Annotated in this window: 13 protein-coding genes; 9 read left to right on the forward strand and 4 right to left on the reverse strand. The window is 56.3% G+C overall.

All coding sequences use genetic code 11. From position 1 onward, the window contains the following. Positions 1–258 precede the first annotated feature (258 nt). Entirely contained in the window at positions 259–996 is a 738-nt protein-coding gene (locus tag AB4Y96_RS25775) for an acetoacetate decarboxylase (RefSeq protein WP_441920817.1), read from the reverse strand. A gap of 293 nt (positions 997–1,289) precedes the next feature. Continuing rightward, the gene (rutR, locus tag AB4Y96_RS25780) at positions 1,290–1,943 is read right to left on the reverse strand and encodes an HTH-type transcriptional regulator RutR (RefSeq protein ID WP_091879139.1); all 654 of its coding nucleotides are present in this window, start codon (positions 1,941–1,943) and stop codon (positions 1,290–1,292) included. Positions 1,944–2,153: 210 nt separating this feature from the next. Between rutR and AB4Y96_RS25785 the strand changes: the two genes are divergently transcribed. The 8 genes from AB4Y96_RS25785 to AB4Y96_RS25820 all read left to right on the forward strand — a co-directional run bounded on the left by AB4Y96_RS25785 (position 2,154) and on the right by AB4Y96_RS25820 (position 10,725). Next, positions 2,154–3,485, forward strand: coding sequence for an aspartate aminotransferase family protein (locus AB4Y96_RS25785; RefSeq protein WP_441920819.1), 1,332 nt, complete (start codon positions 2,154–2,156; stop codon positions 3,483–3,485). A gap of 15 nt (positions 3,486–3,500) precedes the next feature. Then, on the forward strand, positions 3,501–4,748 hold the full coding sequence (locus tag AB4Y96_RS25790) for a Zn-dependent hydrolase (RefSeq protein ID WP_441920821.1): 1,248 nt from the start codon (positions 3,501–3,503) through the stop codon (positions 4,746–4,748). 61 nt (positions 4,749–4,809) lie between these two features. Next, positions 4,810–6,264, forward strand: a complete 1,455-nt coding sequence (gene hydA, locus AB4Y96_RS25795) for a dihydropyrimidinase (RefSeq protein ID WP_441920823.1) — start codon at positions 4,810–4,812, stop codon at positions 6,262–6,264. A 19-nt stretch (positions 6,265–6,283) separates the two neighbouring features. After that, positions 6,284–7,081 (forward strand): ABC transporter ATP-binding protein, encoded by a 798-nt coding sequence (locus tag AB4Y96_RS25800; protein ID WP_091880164.1) that lies wholly within the window; start codon positions 6,284–6,286, stop codon positions 7,079–7,081. A 194-nt stretch (positions 7,082–7,275) separates the two neighbouring features. Beyond that, positions 7,276–7,737, forward strand: a complete 462-nt coding sequence (locus AB4Y96_RS25805; RefSeq protein ID WP_441920825.1) for a GNAT family N-acetyltransferase — start codon at positions 7,276–7,278, stop codon at positions 7,735–7,737. Then, entirely contained in the window at positions 7,734–8,609 is an 876-nt protein-coding gene (locus tag AB4Y96_RS25810) for an ABC transporter permease (protein ID WP_441920827.1), read from the forward strand. Before AB4Y96_RS25805 ends, AB4Y96_RS25810 begins: the two co-directional genes overlap by 4 nt. After that, on the forward strand, positions 8,606–9,712 hold the full coding sequence (locus AB4Y96_RS25815; RefSeq protein ID WP_441920829.1) for an ABC transporter permease: 1,107 nt from the start codon (positions 8,606–8,608) through the stop codon (positions 9,710–9,712). The genes AB4Y96_RS25810 and AB4Y96_RS25815 overlap by 4 nt, the downstream gene beginning before the upstream one ends. A gap of 26 nt (positions 9,713–9,738) precedes the next feature. Beyond that, positions 9,739–10,725 carry an ABC transporter substrate-binding protein gene (locus AB4Y96_RS25820; RefSeq protein WP_441920831.1) on the forward strand — a complete coding sequence of 329 codons (987 nt, stop codon included), beginning with the start codon at positions 9,739–9,741 and terminating at the stop codon, positions 10,723–10,725. A 66-nt stretch (positions 10,726–10,791) separates the two neighbouring features. Here the strand turns inward: AB4Y96_RS25820 and AB4Y96_RS25825 are convergent, their stop codons facing one another. Together AB4Y96_RS25825 and AB4Y96_RS25830 are read right to left on the reverse strand one after the other, a co-directional pair. Then, a complete protein-coding gene (locus tag AB4Y96_RS25825) occupies positions 10,792–13,929 on the reverse strand; it encodes an efflux RND transporter permease subunit (protein ID WP_441920833.1) in 3,138 nt (1,045 codons plus the stop codon). 8 nt (positions 13,930–13,937) lie between these two features. Beyond that, a complete protein-coding gene (locus tag AB4Y96_RS25830) occupies positions 13,938–15,104 on the reverse strand; it encodes an efflux RND transporter periplasmic adaptor subunit (RefSeq protein WP_441920834.1) in 1,167 nt (388 codons plus the stop codon). A gap of 279 nt (positions 15,105–15,383) precedes the next feature. Between AB4Y96_RS25830 and pncB the strand changes: the two genes are divergently transcribed. Beyond that, complete coding sequence (gene pncB, locus AB4Y96_RS25835) at positions 15,384–16,691, forward strand: nicotinate phosphoribosyltransferase (protein ID WP_441920836.1); 1,308 nt, start codon at positions 15,384–15,386, stop codon at positions 16,689–16,691. The last annotated feature ends 234 nt before the right edge of the window (positions 16,692–16,925 follow it).

Here is a 16,925-nt window from a genome sequence, read left to right on the forward strand (position 1 = left end):
AAAACGATCAAACTGTGTCATGATGAGGTTCCCTGGCTTGTCATACGGGGTCGGTGCCCCTTGCAACTGTTCGGGTGTCATCGAATGACAGGGCCTTGCTCACCATCGGACTGCAATGTCCGCTTGTCGAAACGGCATCCTGTCAATCGGTCCACGTGCCGGGAAAGGGTACGTGGACCTCTTCACATTATACCATCTCTAACAGACAAGCTTGTCGAACCACGAACCACACACCTCGATTTGCACAACCAACAGTGGCTATTCAGTCATATAGTCGTGCACCACTTCCCCAAGTCCCAATGTCAGATCAGCAATGAAATGCGAAGCTGACAGAACTTCCAGAACCGGCAGACGCGAGACATCAGCCATGACATGCGCATGGAGTTCCAGCGCGGCAGGGGCAGTCCATGCGCCCTTCAGATCAATATCCTGCAGGTGATACTGAACCAGTTCGCAGATGCGTGCCGTGCCGTCCACATGCGGAATAATCTTGATGAGATAATTCGGCAGCAATAGCGATTTCAGCACGGCATCATGATCGACCGCTTTGTGCTTGTAGCCCATGGTGCCGGTGGCACAGAGGACACTGCCATAGTGCAGGGTACCAAGGATGGTCTCGCCCTCATGGGTGATTTTCGGGCTGGCCAGTTTCTTCGGAAAGCCCCAGATTTCGCGCCCGCCCGCAATCGGGGCGTCATCGTCGAGATACATGGAATGAACATAGACGCCATCCTTGCCGTTGAAGCGGACCGGGATGACCTGACCGGACTCGGTATAGTCACCAAAACCAGTGGAGTCGGGCATGCGGATGAACTCGAATTTGACGACCGGTTCCGTGATCTCAAGCGGTTCCGGCACGACTGCCCTCAGTGCTTCCGGATCGGTGCGATAGGTGATGACCACATATTCGCGATTGATGAAACGGTAGGGTCCCGGCGGATAGGACGGGTTGGTAAGCGGCATGGCATAGGCGGAACGAACATCGGATATTTTCACGGGTTATCTCCGGATATCAGGGGCGGCCTTGCTGACAAGACAGGCGCTATAACCAATATTGCAGCGCGATGTAACAATAGTGCAATGCACAATTTCTGTCTGTCAATTTGCTGTGAAATCATGTGATTGGTGATTTGCATTAACATTGTGCGCCCTTCGACAGGCTCAGGATGAGGGAKATGGGTGGGTTGCAGGGAGCTATATTCTGCAACGTTTCCGATTAGCTTTGCAGCCACTCCTCTGCCTCATCCTGAGCCTGTCGAAGGGCGCACAATGTTAATGCAAATCACCAATCACAGCCTAGGGCGAATACCATTCAAAATAATGCTTAAAACCGCCTGCGCCGTCTGTTCGCGGAAACCCGGACGGCCAACCTGATTGCCCATAATGGCGCGGACCTGCACGTCGAAATCCGCATAGTGCTGGGTGGTGGCCCAGATCATGAAAATAAGGTGATAGGGATCAACCGGTGCAAGCTTGCCCTCGCCCACCCAGCGGCGGATAACCGCCGCCTTGTCATCCACCAGCGGCTTCAGATGTTTGCTCAGAAATTCGCTGATAGCCGGTGCGCCATGCAGCACTTCATTGGCAAAAAGCCGTGATGCCTCCGGGTGGCTTTCCGACATGCGGATTTTCACCGTGATGTATTTGCGCAATTGCTCGATCGGATCGCCCTCGGGATCAATCTCTGCAAGCGGTGCAAGCCATTCCTCCAGCGTCTCCTCCAGCAGCGTCACATAGATATTCTGCTTGCGCGGAAAATAGTAGAGCAGGTTCGGCTTGGACATCCCCGCCTTGTCGGCGATCTGATCGATGGTGGTGCCGCGAAAACCATAGGTGGAAAAAACATCAAGGGCGGCGTCAAGGATGAGACGGCGGTTGATTTCCTGAATCCGCGTTGTCTTTTCCGGCGCTTCGCTGGTCTTTTTCTTCGTTGCCCTTGCCATGCTCCTCACCCCTTCTTGGTACTGGACATGACGGCTTTTTCGTCGCATCCCGGAACCACCCTTATTTCCCATAAAGCGCTTGACCGGCTTCCTATGCTCTTCTAGCCTGCATTTTGACCAACTAGTCAAGTTTTTGATTGCACCACAGGTTCAATCATTCGGGAACACAAAACAAGCGGCAATGTCCGCAAATCAGGAGGCGTACGTCACATGTCGAAATCGGCATTGGGATTGGGCACCAACAATCTCGAGGCGTTCTGGATGCCGTTTTCGGCAAACAGGCAATTCAAGCAAAATCCACGTCTTCTGGTCAGTGCCAAGGACATGCATTTCAAGTCCGCCGATGGCCGCGAAATCCTCGATGGAACCGCTGGGCTGTGGTGCTGCAATGCCGGTCACTCGCGCCCGAAGATCGTCGAAGCTGTGCAGAAGCAGGTTGCCGAACTCGACTATGCGCCCGCCTTCCAGATGGGCCATCCTAAAGTCTTCGAACTGGCCGCACGCCTCGCCGCCATGCTGCCCTCGCCAATTGATCATGTATTCTTCACCAATTCAGGTTCGGAATCGGTCGATACGGCACTCAAGATTGCCCTCGCCTATCATCGGGCCAAAGGCAATGGCACCAAGACCAAACTGATCGGCCGCGAGCGCGGCTATCATGGCGTCGGCTTCGGTGGCATTTCCGTTGGTGGCATTTCAGGCAACCGCAAGGCATTTGGCAACGCACTTGGCGGGGTCGATCATATCCGTCACACGCATGATCTGGCGCGCAATGCCTTTACCCGCGGCGAACCTGAGTATGGCGCGGAATTTGCCGATGATCTGGAAAAGATCATCGCTCTGCATGACGCCTCGAACATTGCCGCTGTCATCGTTGAGCCTGTTGCTGGTTCAACCGGTGTCCTCATTCCGCCAAAAGGCTATCTGAAACGCCTGCGCGATATCTGCACCAAGAATGATATCCTGCTGATCTTCGATGAAGTCATCACCGGTTTTGGCCGTCTTGGTACGCCTTTTGCCGTTGACTATTTCGGCGTGGTTCCCGATCTCATCACCACGGCCAAAGGCATTACCAGCGGCGTGATCCCGATGGGCGCAGTGTTTGCTTCCAAGCAAATCTACGATGCGTTCATGACTGCTCCTGAGAACACCATCGAGCTGTTCCATGGCTATACCTATTCCGGCCACCCGGTCGCCTGTGCGGCGGCGCTGGCAACACTCGACACCTATGAGGAAGAGGGCTTGCTCACCCGTGCGGCGGAGCTTGCGGATTACTGGGCAGATGCGCTGCATGCCTTGAAGGGTTTGCCGCACGTCATCGATATCCGCAACCTTGGTCTGATCGGCGCGATTGAACTGGAACCTATTCCCGGTGCGCCAACAAAACGCGCCTTCCAGGCATTCCTTGACGCCTATGAGAAGGGCGTTCTCATCCGCACGACAGGCGATATCATTGCGCTGTCACCACCCCTGATCATCACCAAGGGCCAGATCGAACATCTCTTCGATACATTGGCCGATGTTCTCAAGAACCTCGCATAATCGAAAGGCTGTCACATGGCGCTCACTGGAAATCTAAGGATCAACGGCGACCGTCTCTGGGACAGCCTGATGGATATGGCAAAGATCGGGCCGGGTCTGCGTGGCGGCAATAACCGCCAGACCCTGACCGACGAGGATGCCGAAGGCAGGCGTCTGTTCCAGAGCTGGTGCGAAAAGGCTGGCCTGACCATGGGCGTCGACACCATGGGCAATATGTTCTTCCATCGCGAAGGCACGGACCCGGATGCCCTACCCGTTTATGTCGGGAGCCATCTCGATACCCAGCCGACCGGCGGCAAATATGACGGCGTTCTCGGTGTGCTTGGGGGGCTGGAACTGGTCCGCACGCTCAATGATCTCAACATCAAAACCAAGCATCCCATCGTCGTGGTCAACTGGACCAATGAGGAAGGCACACGCTTTGCTCCGGCCATGCTGGCATCAGGTGTCTTTGCCGGTATTCATACGCAGGAATGGGCCTATGCGCGCGAAGATGCCAAGGGCAAAAAGTTTGGCGACGAGTTGGAGCGCATCGGCTGGAAGGGCGACGAGGGCGTCGGCGCCCGTAAGATGCATGCACTGTTCGAATTGCATATCGAACAGGGACCTATCCTTGAAATCGAAGGAAAGGATATTGGTGTTGTCACCCATGGACAGGGATTGTGGTGGCTACAGATCACACTGACCGGCAAAGACAGCCATACGGGCTCTACACCGATGCCCATGCGCCGGAATGCCGGGCTTGGCATGGCGCGCATTACTGAACTCGTCCACACCATTGCCATGGCCCATCAGCCAAGTGCTGTCGGAGCGATCGGCCATTGCGACGTTTATCCGAATTCGCGCAATGTCATTCCCGGCAAGGTGGTTTTCACCGTCGATTTCCGCTCGCCAGATATCAAGACATTGAACGCGATGAAGGCCGAGCTTGAGGAAAAGGCGCCGACGATCGCCAAGGAGCTGGGGCTGGAAATCGAAATCGAGGAAGCTGGGCATTTTGATCCGGTTACCTTCGATGAGGGCTGCGTGACCGCCGTGCGCAATGCAGCCGAGCGGCTTGGCTATAGCCATCGCAACATTATTTCCGGTGCCGGGCATGATGCGTGCTGGGTCAACCGGGTTGCCCCGACAGCCATGGTCATGTGCCCCTGCGTCGGCGGACTCAGCCACAATGAAGATGAAGAAATTTCCAAGGAATGGGCGGCCGCCGGTGCGGATGTCCTTCTGCATGCTGTTCTGGAAACGGCGGTGATTGAAACCTGACCGGATAACCGTTCATACAGAGCAACATGTTCGACAAAAGACCAATAAGGGGAACGAACACATGGCTACGAAAGTGATCAAAGGCGGGACAATCATTGCCGCCGACCGCACATACAAGGCGGATGTGCTGATTGACGGCGATATCATCGCCCAGATCGGCGCTGATCTTTCCGGCGATGAAATTATCGATGCGACGGGCTGCTATCTGATGCCGGGTGGTATTGATCCGCACACCCATCTCGAAATGCCCTTCATGGGCACGCATTCTTCAGACGATTTCGATACTGGCACCGCCGCAGCGCTGGCCGGTGGAACGACCATGGTCGTGGATTTCGTCCTGCCCGGCGCCGACGGCTTGCTTGCGGCCTTGCAGGACTGGTTCCAGAAGGCAGGCAAGGCGCGCACCGACTATTCCTTCCACATGGCCATCACAGGCTGGAACAAACAAATTTTTGACGAGATGCCAAAGGTGGTTGAGCGCGGCATCAATACGTTCAAGCACTTCATGGCCTATAAGGGCGCGCTGATGGTGGACGATGACGAGATGTTCGCCTCGTTCATGCGCTGTGCCGAAATCGGTGCCATGCCACTGGTCCATGCGGAAAATGGCGATGTGGTCGCCCATCTCCAGCAGAAGCTTCTGGCCGAAGGCAATAACGGGCCGGAGGCTCATGGCTATTCCCGACCGCCTGAGATCGAGGGTGAAGCCGCCAACCGCGCCATCATGATTGCCGATCAGGCAGGCGTGCCGCTCTATATCGTGCATGTGTCCTGCGAGCAGGCGCATGAAGCGATCCGCCGTGCACGCCAGAAAGGCATGCGCGTTTATGGCGAACCGCTGGTGCAGCATCTGACGCTGGATGAAGGCGAATACAAGAACAAGGATTGGGACTATGCGGCGCGGCGCGTGATGTCACCGCCGTTTCGCGACAAAAGCCATCAGGACGGATTGTGGGCTGGCCTCGCCTCCGGCAGCCTGCAGGTCGTGGCAACTGATCATTGCGCCTTCACAACAGAACAGAAGCGCTTTGGAGTTGGCGACTTCACCAAGATTCCGAACGGCACCGGCGGCCTTGAAGACCGCCTGCCTGTTCTGTGGACCAAAGGTGTTCGCACCGGCCGCCTGACGCCCAATGAGTTTGTGGCTGTAACATCCACAAACATTGCCCGTATTCTCAACATTTACCCGCGCAAGGGTGCAATCCTGCAAGGCTCGGATGCTGATATCGTCATTTGGGACCCTGAGGCATCAAAAGTCATTTCAGCCAAAACCCAGAAATCCGCCATCGACTACAATGTGTTCGAAGGCATCGAGGTAACCGGCCTGCCGCGCATCACCCTGTCACGCGGTCAGATTGCCTACAAAGATGGTGAAGTGCTGGCTCCCACGGGCAGTGGACGCTTTGTCGAACGCGAGGCCAATGCGCCAGCCAATCGCGCACTTTCCACTTGGAAGGAACTCACGGCACCGCGTAAGGTGGAACGCGATCCGAAGAACATACCGGCGGGTGTCTGATGGGGTTGATATGAATGCAATGCCTCAAGTAACCCTCAAAAATGTGATCGATGTCAAAGACCTGTCGCTGGTCTTCCAGACCAATGACGGGCCTGTCAACGCACTGTCCAACATCAATCTTGCAGTGAATGGCGGCGAATTCGTTTCCTTCATCGGACCAAGCGGCTGCGGCAAGACAACGCTGTTGCGCGTCATTGCCGATCTGGAGCAGCCAACATCGGGCGCGATCTCCGTCAATGGTATGACGCCTTCCGAAGCACGCCAGAAACGCGCCTATGGTTATGTATTTCAGGCTGCAGCGCTTTATCCATGGCGCACCATTGGCGGTAATGTTTCCCTGCCGCTGGAAGTGATGGGCATGTCGAAAGCCGAGCGGGCGGAGCGCATCGCCAAAAACCTTGAGCTGGTCAATCTCTCCGGTTTTGAAAAGAAGTTCCCATGGCAACTATCAGGCGGCATGCAGCAGCGCGCCTCCATCGCGCGGGCACTTTCGTTCGACCCCGATATGCTGCTGATGGATGAACCTTTCGGTGCACTCGACGAAATCGTCCGCGATCATCTCAATGAACAGTTGTTGAAGCTCTGGGCGAAAACGCAGAAGACTGTGATTTTCGTTACACATTCCATTCCCGAAGCGGTGTTCCTCTCAACGAAAATCGTCGTAATGAGCCCGCGTCCGGGCCGAATTCACGAGATTATTGACTGTAATCTCGGCACTGAACGCACGCTCGATATTCGCGAGACACCGGCGTTTCTTGAAATCGCACACCGGGTTCGCGAGGGCCTGCGCCATGGTCATTCCTATGATGGAGAATGACATGGGCAGTTGGCATTATCGTGGTGCGTGGTTCGACAAGCTCACCATGAGGGAGAGTTGTGATGAATGGGCGTCAAGGTCTGCAACGTTGGCGACTATCATTGCAGCCAACCCTCTCCCTCATGGTGAGCTTGTCGAACCACGCATTATGGTAATGCCATGGTCTGGTGCATCATGATCAACCGGGGCAGATGATGACCACGATACGCGCTGCCAAATTGCGTGACATGTCTGACTGTGCGGCAATCGTCAATGCATGGATTGATACAACCGAATGGATGCCGCGGGTACATACGGAAGAGGACGTCGCCGAATATTATCAGGACATTGTTTTTGCAAAGTACGAGGTCTTTGTCGCCGACGATGATGGTGCCATCGCCGGAATGGTAGCCCTCTCACCAGACAATATCGTCAACGCGCTCTATGTTCACCGGAACCATCGCGGCAATGGAATCGGCAAGGCGCTGCTGGACCACGCCAAACAGGAAGCAACCGGGCCGATAGAACTCTGGACCTTTGTGGAAAATCACGGCGCACAAGCTTTCTATCTCAGGGAAGGATTTAGCGAGGTTCGGCGCACCGATGGCGATAATGAGGAACATTTGCCGGATATTCTCTATCGATGGCAGCGCCCGGTTGGAGGGCCGCACCCATGAACTTTATCCGCAACAGCGTGATACCTGTCGGAACGGTGCTCATCGCCATTCTCGTGCTCTGGTATGGCTTCGCCGTCATTCTCAACGCGCCATTCGAGCGTGATCAGGCAGCGCGCGCCAATACCGAGATTTCGACCCGCCAGCTGATTGCCAATACCATGGCGCAGGAGCGCCCGGTCCTGCCTGCTCCGCATCAGGTCGCCGAGGAAATCCGCAAGACTGTGTTCGATATCAGTCCGACATCAAAGCGCAGCCTCGTCTACCACGTCGGCGTAACTCTCTCGTCGACCCTGCTGGGTTTTGGGCTTGGAACGCTGCTCGGTATCCTGCTTGCCATTGCAATTGTGCATTCGCGCACGCTGGACAAGAGCCTGATGCCATGGATCATCACCTCGCAGACGGTGCCTATCCTTGCCATCGCGCCGATGATTATTGTGGTGCTGAATGCCGTCAATATCACCGGGCTTTTGCCCAAGGCGATGATCTCCACATACCTGTCGTTCTTTCCCGTTGCTGTCGGCATGGTGAAAGGCCTGCGCTCACCCGAGATTATGCATCTTGACCTGATGCGCACCTATAATGCTTCAAGAGCGCAGGTGTTCTGGAAACTGCGCTGGCCCGCTTCCATGCCCTATCTCTTTACCTCGATGAAGATTGCCGTGGCCATCAGCCTTGTTGGCGCCATCGTCGGCGAACTGCCGACAGGAGCAGTCGCAGGGATCGGCGCGCGGCTGCTGGCAGGCTCCTATTACGGCCAGACGGTGCAAATCTGGGCCGCCTTGATTGCGGCGGCACTGATGGCTGCCATTCTCGTCAGCCTGATTGGGCTGGTAGCCACGCTCGTCAATCGGCGCATGGGAGTACGCCCATGAGGATTTCCCGCTCGCCGCTGGCCATTTCAGCTTTCCTGCTTGCTATTGGCGGATTGCTAATATCGTCGGGTGGCGATGTTCAGGATACGCTTGCCTATTCGACACCGGTTATCCTGTTTGTCGCGGCGGCGGTGGCGCTTTTCACCAGCGTGTCGGCCTCATCGCTGATTGCGCTGCTTATACTCGTCCATATCATTCCCTTCTGTCTTATCGGTCTGCTCCACTCTATGGGACCAGAAGGCCCTTCAATCGGCTATTGGTGCATGGTGGCATCAGCCTGGCTGCTGGCATGGTTCAGCGTGCAGAATCTCGCCGGCCTGAAATTAGCCCGACCGGACGCGCAGCGCGTTGTCAATCTCGCCTTGCCTGTTCTCTTCGGCGCGTGGCTGCTGATCCTCTGGGAGATCATTGTCAGGGGTTTCGGCGTACCAAGCATCCTGTTGCCGCCGCCATCCATGATCGCCGGGCGCATCTCGAACTCTGTGCCGACGCTCTGGGCGGATTTCCAGCAGACTTATCTGAAAGCCGCCATCGCCGGTTATGCCATTGGATGCGGCAGTGGATTTCTTGCAGCTATCCTCGTTGACCGGGTGCCATTCCTGCGCAAGGGCCTGCTGCCCATCGGCAATCTTGTCGCCGCTCTTCCTGTTGTTGGCATAGCACCCATCATGGTGATGTGGTTCGGGTCCTACTGGGAATCCAAGGCCGCCGTCGTGGTCATCATGACCTTTTTCCCGATGCTGGTGAACACGGTGGCAGGACTAGGCGCATCCGGCGCGATGGAACGCGACCTGATGCAGACCTATGGTTCAAGCTACGCACAGACCCTGTTCAAGCTGCGCCTGCCCGCCGCCATGCCATTCATCTTCAACGCGCTGAAGATCAATTCGACACTGGCATTGATTGGCGCCATCGTTGCGGAATTCTTTGGCTCTCCCATTGTCGGCATGGGCTTTCGCATCTCGGCAGAAGTCGGACGCATGAATGTCGATATGGTCTGGGCGGAAATTTTCGTGGCAGCGCTTGCGGGTTCCCTGTCTTACGGGCTTATTACCCTTATCGAGCGGGCCGTTACATTCTGGCATCCTTCCTACAGAACTTAAAAACAAGAAAAGAGGAGAACTGAAACATGAAGAAAACGATTGCACTCTCAATGGGTCTGGCGACACTGCTGATGGCGGGCTCTGCGCTGGCAGCCGACAAGCTGACCTTACAGCTGAAATGGGTAACCCAAGGCCAGTTCGCCGGCTATTACGTGGCCAAGGACAAGGGTTTCTACAAGGAAGCTGATCTTGACGTCGAGATCAAGCCGGGTGGCCCCGATGTTGCCCCGCCGCAGGTGATCGCCGGTGGCGGCGCCGATGTGGTGGTTGACTGGATGCCTTCGGCTTTGGCAACCCGCGAGAAGGGCCTGCCACTTGTCAATATCGCCCAGCCGTTCAAGCGTTCCGGCATGATGCTGACCTGCCGCAAGGAAACCGGCATCACCAAGCCTGAAGACTTCAAGGGCAAGACCCTCGGCGTCTGGTTCGGTGGCAATGAATATCCATTCCTGTCGTGGATGAACCATCTTGGCCTCAAAACCGATGGCGGGCCAAATGGCGTGACTGTCCTCAAGCAGGGCTTCAACGTCGATCCGCTGATCCAGAAGCAGGCCGACTGCATCTCCACCATGACCTACAATGAATATTGGCAGGTAATCGATGCGGGCATTCCGGCTGATCAACTTGTCACCTTCAAATATGAGGACGAGAAGGTCGCCACGCTGGAAGACGGACTCTACGTCTTACAGAAGAGCCTTGATGATCCGAAGATGGTCGAGAAGCTCGCCCGCTTCGTCAAAGCCTCGATGAAGGGCTGGGACTATGCCCRCCAGCATCCGGATGAAGCAGCCAATATCGTGCTTGAGAATGATGCGAGCGGCGCCCAGACAGAAAAGCACCAGAAGCGCATGGTGGCTGAGATCAACAAGCTGACGGAGGGCTCGACCGGGGTTCTCGATGTGGCGGCAGCCGAGCGCACTGTCGAGACATTGCTTGGCGGCGGTTCAGACCCCGTCATCACCAAGAAGCCGGAAGGCGCATGGACAACAAAGGTCACCGACGCCGCAAAGTAAGGCAAAGGGCAGAAACGAAAAAGGCGGGGATTGCTCCCCGCCTTTTGCTTGTCCAGACGATCCGTTCTATTCGGCAGGCAATGGCGGTTGCGAAACCACTTCCAGCAATTCCCGCTCCAGCCGCGCTTCCTCTTCTGCCTTGGGTTTGGAGAACCCGGCAAGCAGGAGATAGGCAACCGGCGTCAGGAACAGCGTTGAGGCCGTGGCAAGCCCCAGACCACCCACAATGACCCAGCCAAGGGCAATACGCGCCTCGGCCCCGGCGCCACTGGCAAGAACCAGAGGAACGCCGCCGAGAATGGCGCAGAGCATGGTCATTACAACCGGGCGCAAACGGATATTGGCCGCTTCCTCAATGGCTTGGCGCACATTCCGGCCCTGATCGCGCAGATGATTGGCAAATTCAACAATCAGAATGCCGTTCTTGGCCATAATGCCGACAAGCAGCACCAGCCCGATCTGGCTATAAACGTTCATGCTGGTGCCGGTGAGGATCATGGCAAAGACTGCACAGGCGAGCCCGAGAGGAACCGTGGCCATGACGATAACGGCACTGATGAAACTTTCGAACTGGGCGGCCAGCACGAGCAGGATGATCAGGATAGCAAAACCGAAGGTGACGAACATGCTGGCGGAGTTTTCACCCAGTGTCGCAGCTTCAGCGAGAGGAATGATGCGGTAACCCGGCGGCAGCATGGGCGCGGCCACTTCCTGCACGACCTTGTAGGCATCACCCAGTGCGAAGTCGGGGCTGAGGGCCGCCGTGATGGCAACGGAGCGCATCTGCTGCTCACGCGTCAGCGCGGGCGGCACAGCCACCTCCGTCAGTTTGGCGATGGTCGACATCGGCACAAAACGCCCATCGCTGGTACGCATGAATACATTTTCAAGGTCAGTCGGATCATTGATCGGATTGGTGGTGGAGACCAGCTTAACGTCGAAACTGCGATCCTCGATATAGACAGAACCAATCTTGTAGCCATCCAGTACCGATTGCAGGGCCTCGGCGAGACCGGTGATATCAATGCCAAGGTCGGAAGCCCGTTCGCGATCAATGGAAACGGAAAGCTGCGGCTGTGTCGGTTCATTGGTCAGGCGCGGCCGGTCAAAACGCCGGTCCTTTTCCAGTGCCGAGACGATCTTGGCTGCGGTTGATCCGAGGTCCGCATAGTTGGTGCCGACAATGGCAAACTGCAAGCCGTTGCCCGCACCGCGAATACCGAGCGAATTGGGCTGGGCGGCAAAGACCTGAATACCCGGAATGTTGCGCACGCGCTTGGAAACATCAGTCAGAATTTCCTGCTGGCTGCGGTGGCGCTCTTTCCATGTGGCGAGGCTGAGGACCATGAAGCCGCGATTGGTGTTGCCGTTCTGTCCGGCGATGGAGAACGTGTTCTGGATTTCGCCGGAATCACGCATCGGCTGGATCAAAGTCTCGATCTGGCGCATCTGATCGTTGAGATATTCGAGGCTGACACCTTGTGGTGCCGTGATGCGCAGGAAAGCGGCGGCGCGGTCTTCGGTCGGCGTCAGTTCCTGCTTGAGCAGCGAAAACGCACCGAAGGCGGCACCGGCAAACAAAAGCGATGCCAGAACGACAAGCCACGGAGCGGCCAGACAGCCATGCAGCATGCGCCTGTAGGCTTCGAGGAAAAACCCGCCAACACGCCTGACAAGGCCCGGAGAATGATTGATATCCTCATGTTTCGCTTCACTTGCCGAGAGCAGGCGCGATGCCAGCATCGGACAAAGCGTAAGTGCAACAACGGCAGAAAGCAGCACGCAGATTGCCAGAACGAAACCAAACTCACGGAAGAGACCGCCCGTTTGACCCGGCAGGAAGGAGAGCGGCACAAACACCGCGGCAAGCGTCACGGTCGTTGCGATAACCGCAAAGAACACTTCCTGTGTTCCAAGCACAGCTGCCGCGCGCGGTCCCATACCCTGATTACGGCGCCGGACAATGTTTTCGAGCACGACGATAGCATCATCAACCACGAGACCCGTTGCCAATACCAGCGCCAGCAGCGTTAGAATGTTGATGGAGAAGCCCGCCAGATACACGGCCGAGATGGTTCCGATAAGCGCGACCGGCATGGAGACGGCAGGAATCAGCGTCGCGCGGATGTCCCACAGGAACAGGTAAATGATCAGGATGATGATGAAAACAGAAGCGCCAAGCGCGATTTCCACTTCGTGCACGGCGCCGTTGATGAACTCCGCATCATCACTGGTCACACGGATATCGACACCCTGCGGCAAAGTCTTTTGCAGCTGGGCAACGGCTTCGCGAATGCCCTTGGATATATCGAGTGTATTGGACTGCGCCTGCCGGATAATGCCAAGGCCAATGCCCGTCTTGCCGTTGGCGCGTAGTGTCGACGTACCAATATCGGGACCAAGCGTCACGGTCGCGATATCCCGGATCTTGGTGCGGTCCTTGATGATGATGTTTTCGAAATCCTCAGGCGTCACAATCGGGGCCGTGGCACGAACGACAATGCTTTGCGCATTGCTGTTGATCTGGCCGGCAGGTGTATCAAAAGCCATGGTGTCGAGCGCAGTGCGCACGTTGGCGACGGTCAGACCGAGACTTGCGAGCTTGCCCTGATCAATATCAATCCGGAAAATCTTGCTGCGATTGCCATTGACCTGCACATCGGCAACGCCGGGAACCGATGCAAGCACATCTTCGATCTGGTCTTCGACCAGCACCGTCATGTCCTCGACCGCCATAGTGTCCGATGTTACCGCAAGACGCATCACCGCATCTGCATTGGCATCGGCCTTGACGATCTGCGGCGGGTCCGCCTGCTCAGGTAGCGTGTTGGTGATGCGGCTGATGGCATCGCGCATATCAGCTGCGGCAACGTTGAGATCAACTCCATCATTGAACTCTACCGTTACACGACTGGTGCCGAAGGATGAGCTTGAAGAAATGGATTTGACGCCTGATACACGCGACACGGCGCTCTCAATGGCCGCTGTCAGTTCACGATCAACGGTTTCGGCAGCCGCTGCCTCAAAGGTCGTCGTTACCGTTACAACAGGGCGATCAACATCCGGCAGTTCGCGGATATCAACACCGTAAAAGGCAGCAAGCCCGGCCACCACGATCAATACGTTCAGGACCAGCGCCAGTACAGGACGACGGATAAAAAGAGCGGTGAAATTGGAGTCGGATTGTCCGTGCGAATTGCTCACGTCGCACCTCAGCCCTGTTCGCCGACAGAAGCCAGCGGTTTTGAGCCGGAATCTGTCTGGCTGGCGGGCTGACCCTTGATCTGGACAGTACCGCCCTGACGGACCGCCTGCACGCCTTCGGCGACGATAAGGTCGCCTGGCTTGATCTCGGCATTCACAAGAACATAGGCTGTATTGCGCTGCATGATGCGCACGGAAACACGCTGCGCCTTATTATCCACGATCTTCCAGACATAGGCACCATCCGTGCCCCACTGGATCGCCAGCGGATCAACTGTCGGATAGGTTTCACCGGCAAAGCCCATGGTCACCTGAAAGGCCATGCCTTCGCGCAGCGCATCATTCGGATTGGTGATCTTGGCTTGTACCTGCAGGGTACGGCTATCAGGATCGACACGATTGTCGATGGAACTGATGGTTCCGTTGAACGTCTCACCCGGCCGAGCAACGGAGGTGGCCGTAACGGCAGCCCCAACCTTGACCGCAGGAGCAAAACGTTCCGGCACCCAGAAATCAACAAGCACATCGCTGCGATCGGCAATCGTGGCGATCTGCGTTGTTGTGGTGATGTAGTTACCCGCGCTCACTGGCAGAATGCCGACGATGCCACCAATTGGCGCTTTGATGTCACGCCGGTCCAGCGCCAGTTCCGCTTCACGCACATCAAGCCCGGCATTATCCACGGCCAGACCAGCATCGGACACCTGCACGGCGGAGACCGTATTGGTGGTGCTGAGGTTTTCAGCGCGCTTCAGTTTTGTCTGCGCGTCCTTCAACATGGTGCGTGCCTTGTCGGCGGCAATGGCTTCGGCCTCGGCGTCGAGCCGGGCAATCACATCCCCTGCCTCGACCTTGGTACCTGAGGTGACCAGAATTTCGTTCATGCGGCCAGCGGCAAATGGTGTGACGGAAACCGAGCTTTTTGCCTTGCCGGTGCCAATGGCCGACAGCTTGTCATTGATCTTGGCTTCGTCAGCGGCACGCACAACCACAATCGGCGCCGCCTGTCCGCTTCGGCCCTGTCCACCTGACGTTGCGGGCTTGTCTGCAGTCAGAACCTTGTCAACGCCCGCTTTTTTGAAGAGATTGGATGCACCTGGAAAAAAGTATAGCCACCCAGCGCCAGCAATGGCGAGGACCACAACAACCAGTACAAGCTGTTTCCAGACTTTCATACATCACTCCAAAAAGACCGGTTCCGCATGAGGCAGAGCCAGCACCACCATATTTATGATTATATCCCAAAGCGCATCCCGGCGCGAAAGGTTGATTACAACGAAGAATAAAGCGCTTTGATGTCGCCGTTAATGACAAAAGTGTGAGGTTACAAAGATTTAATGCAAGGATCGCATATCATCTGACTGCGGAATTTAGCCGGATATGACCGGTTCCGCTTGATGACCGGTTTCTGCCGTGCAACATGGCGGGCGGAAATTCCGTAAGGAGAGCATTCAATGGCGACCAAGACCGACATTGCACGGCGCGTGTTCAACCACACATGGAAACTCGATCCCATTGTCCGCAGCCTGCTGGATACGGATTTCTACAAATTGCTGATGTTGCAGATGATCTGGGGCGTTTATCCGAAAGTCGATGCGACGTTTACCCTGATCAACCGGACCACCCGTGTCCGGCTGGGAGATGAGATTGACGAGGAAGAGCTGCGCGAGCAGCTGGACCATGCGCGTACCATCCGTTTCTCCAAGAAGGAAATGATCTGGCTTGGCGGTAATACGTTCTATGGCAAGAAACAGATCTTTGAGCCCGATTTCCTTGAATGGCTGACAAATTTCCAACTGCCGGAATATGAGCTGACCAAGCGCGACGGTCAGTATGAACTGAATTTCTATGGCCCGTGGATGTACACGACCATGTGGGAAATCCCGGCGCTCACCATCATCAATGAGCTGCGCTCACGGGCGGCGATGAAGAAAATGGGCCGTTTCGAGCTTGATGTGCTCTATGCTCGCGCCAAGGCCAAGATGTGGACCAAGGTGGAGCGCCTGCGCTCCCTGCCCGACATCCGGATTTCCGATTTCGGCACGCGGCGGCGCCATTCATTCCTGTGGCAGCGCTGGTGCGTCGAAGCGCTGAAGGAAGGGATCGGTGATGCCTTTACCGGCACCAGCAATGTGCTTTTGGCCATGGATAACGATCTGGAAGCACTTGGCACCAATGCGCATGAACTGCCGATGGTTCTGGCAGCCCTCAGCCGCACGAAAGAGGAATTGCTGAAATCACCCTATAAGGTGCTGCAGGACTGGAACCGCTATTATGGCGGCAATCTGCTGATCGTCCTACCTGATGCTTTTGGAACAGCAGCCTTCCTGCGCGATGCACCGGACTGGGTCGCCGACTGGACCGGGTTCCGCCCTGACAGCGCTCCACCCATTGAGGGCGGCGAAAAAATCCTGTCCTGGTGGCGCTCAAAGGGCAAAGACCCGCGCGGCAAGCTTCTGGTGTTCTCCGATGGGCTCGATGTGGAGACCATCGAGGAGACCTACCATCACTTCAAGGGTAAAGTACGCATGAGTTTTGGTTGGGGCACCAATTTGACCAATGATTTCGAAGATTGCGCCCCGCGTTTTAATGATCAGCTCAATGCCATCTCGCTGGTCTGCAAAGTCAGTGAAGCCAATGGCCGCCCGGCGGTCAAGCTTTCCGACAATCCGAAAAAAGCTACCGGCGACAAGGCCGAGATCAAGCGCTATCTGGAATTGTTCGGGGCGGTGGATAGGGTTGAGCAGACGGTGAAGGTTTAAGCAGGGACGCTTGCATCAGCGTGGTTCGTGGTTCGACAAGCTTGTCTGTTAGAGATGGTATAATGTGAAGAGGTCCACGTACCCTTTCCCGGCACGTGGACCGATTGACAGGATGCCGTTTCGACAAGCGGACATTGCAGTCCGATGGTGAGCAAGGCCCTGTCATTCGATGACACCCGAACAGTTGCAAGGGGCACCGACCCCGTATGACAAGCCAGGGAACCTCATCATGAC

Origin of the sequence: Phyllobacterium sp. TAF24, assembly GCF_052113785.1 — a bacterium.
Taxonomy (GTDB): Bacteria; Pseudomonadota; Alphaproteobacteria; order Rhizobiales; family Rhizobiaceae; genus Phyllobacterium.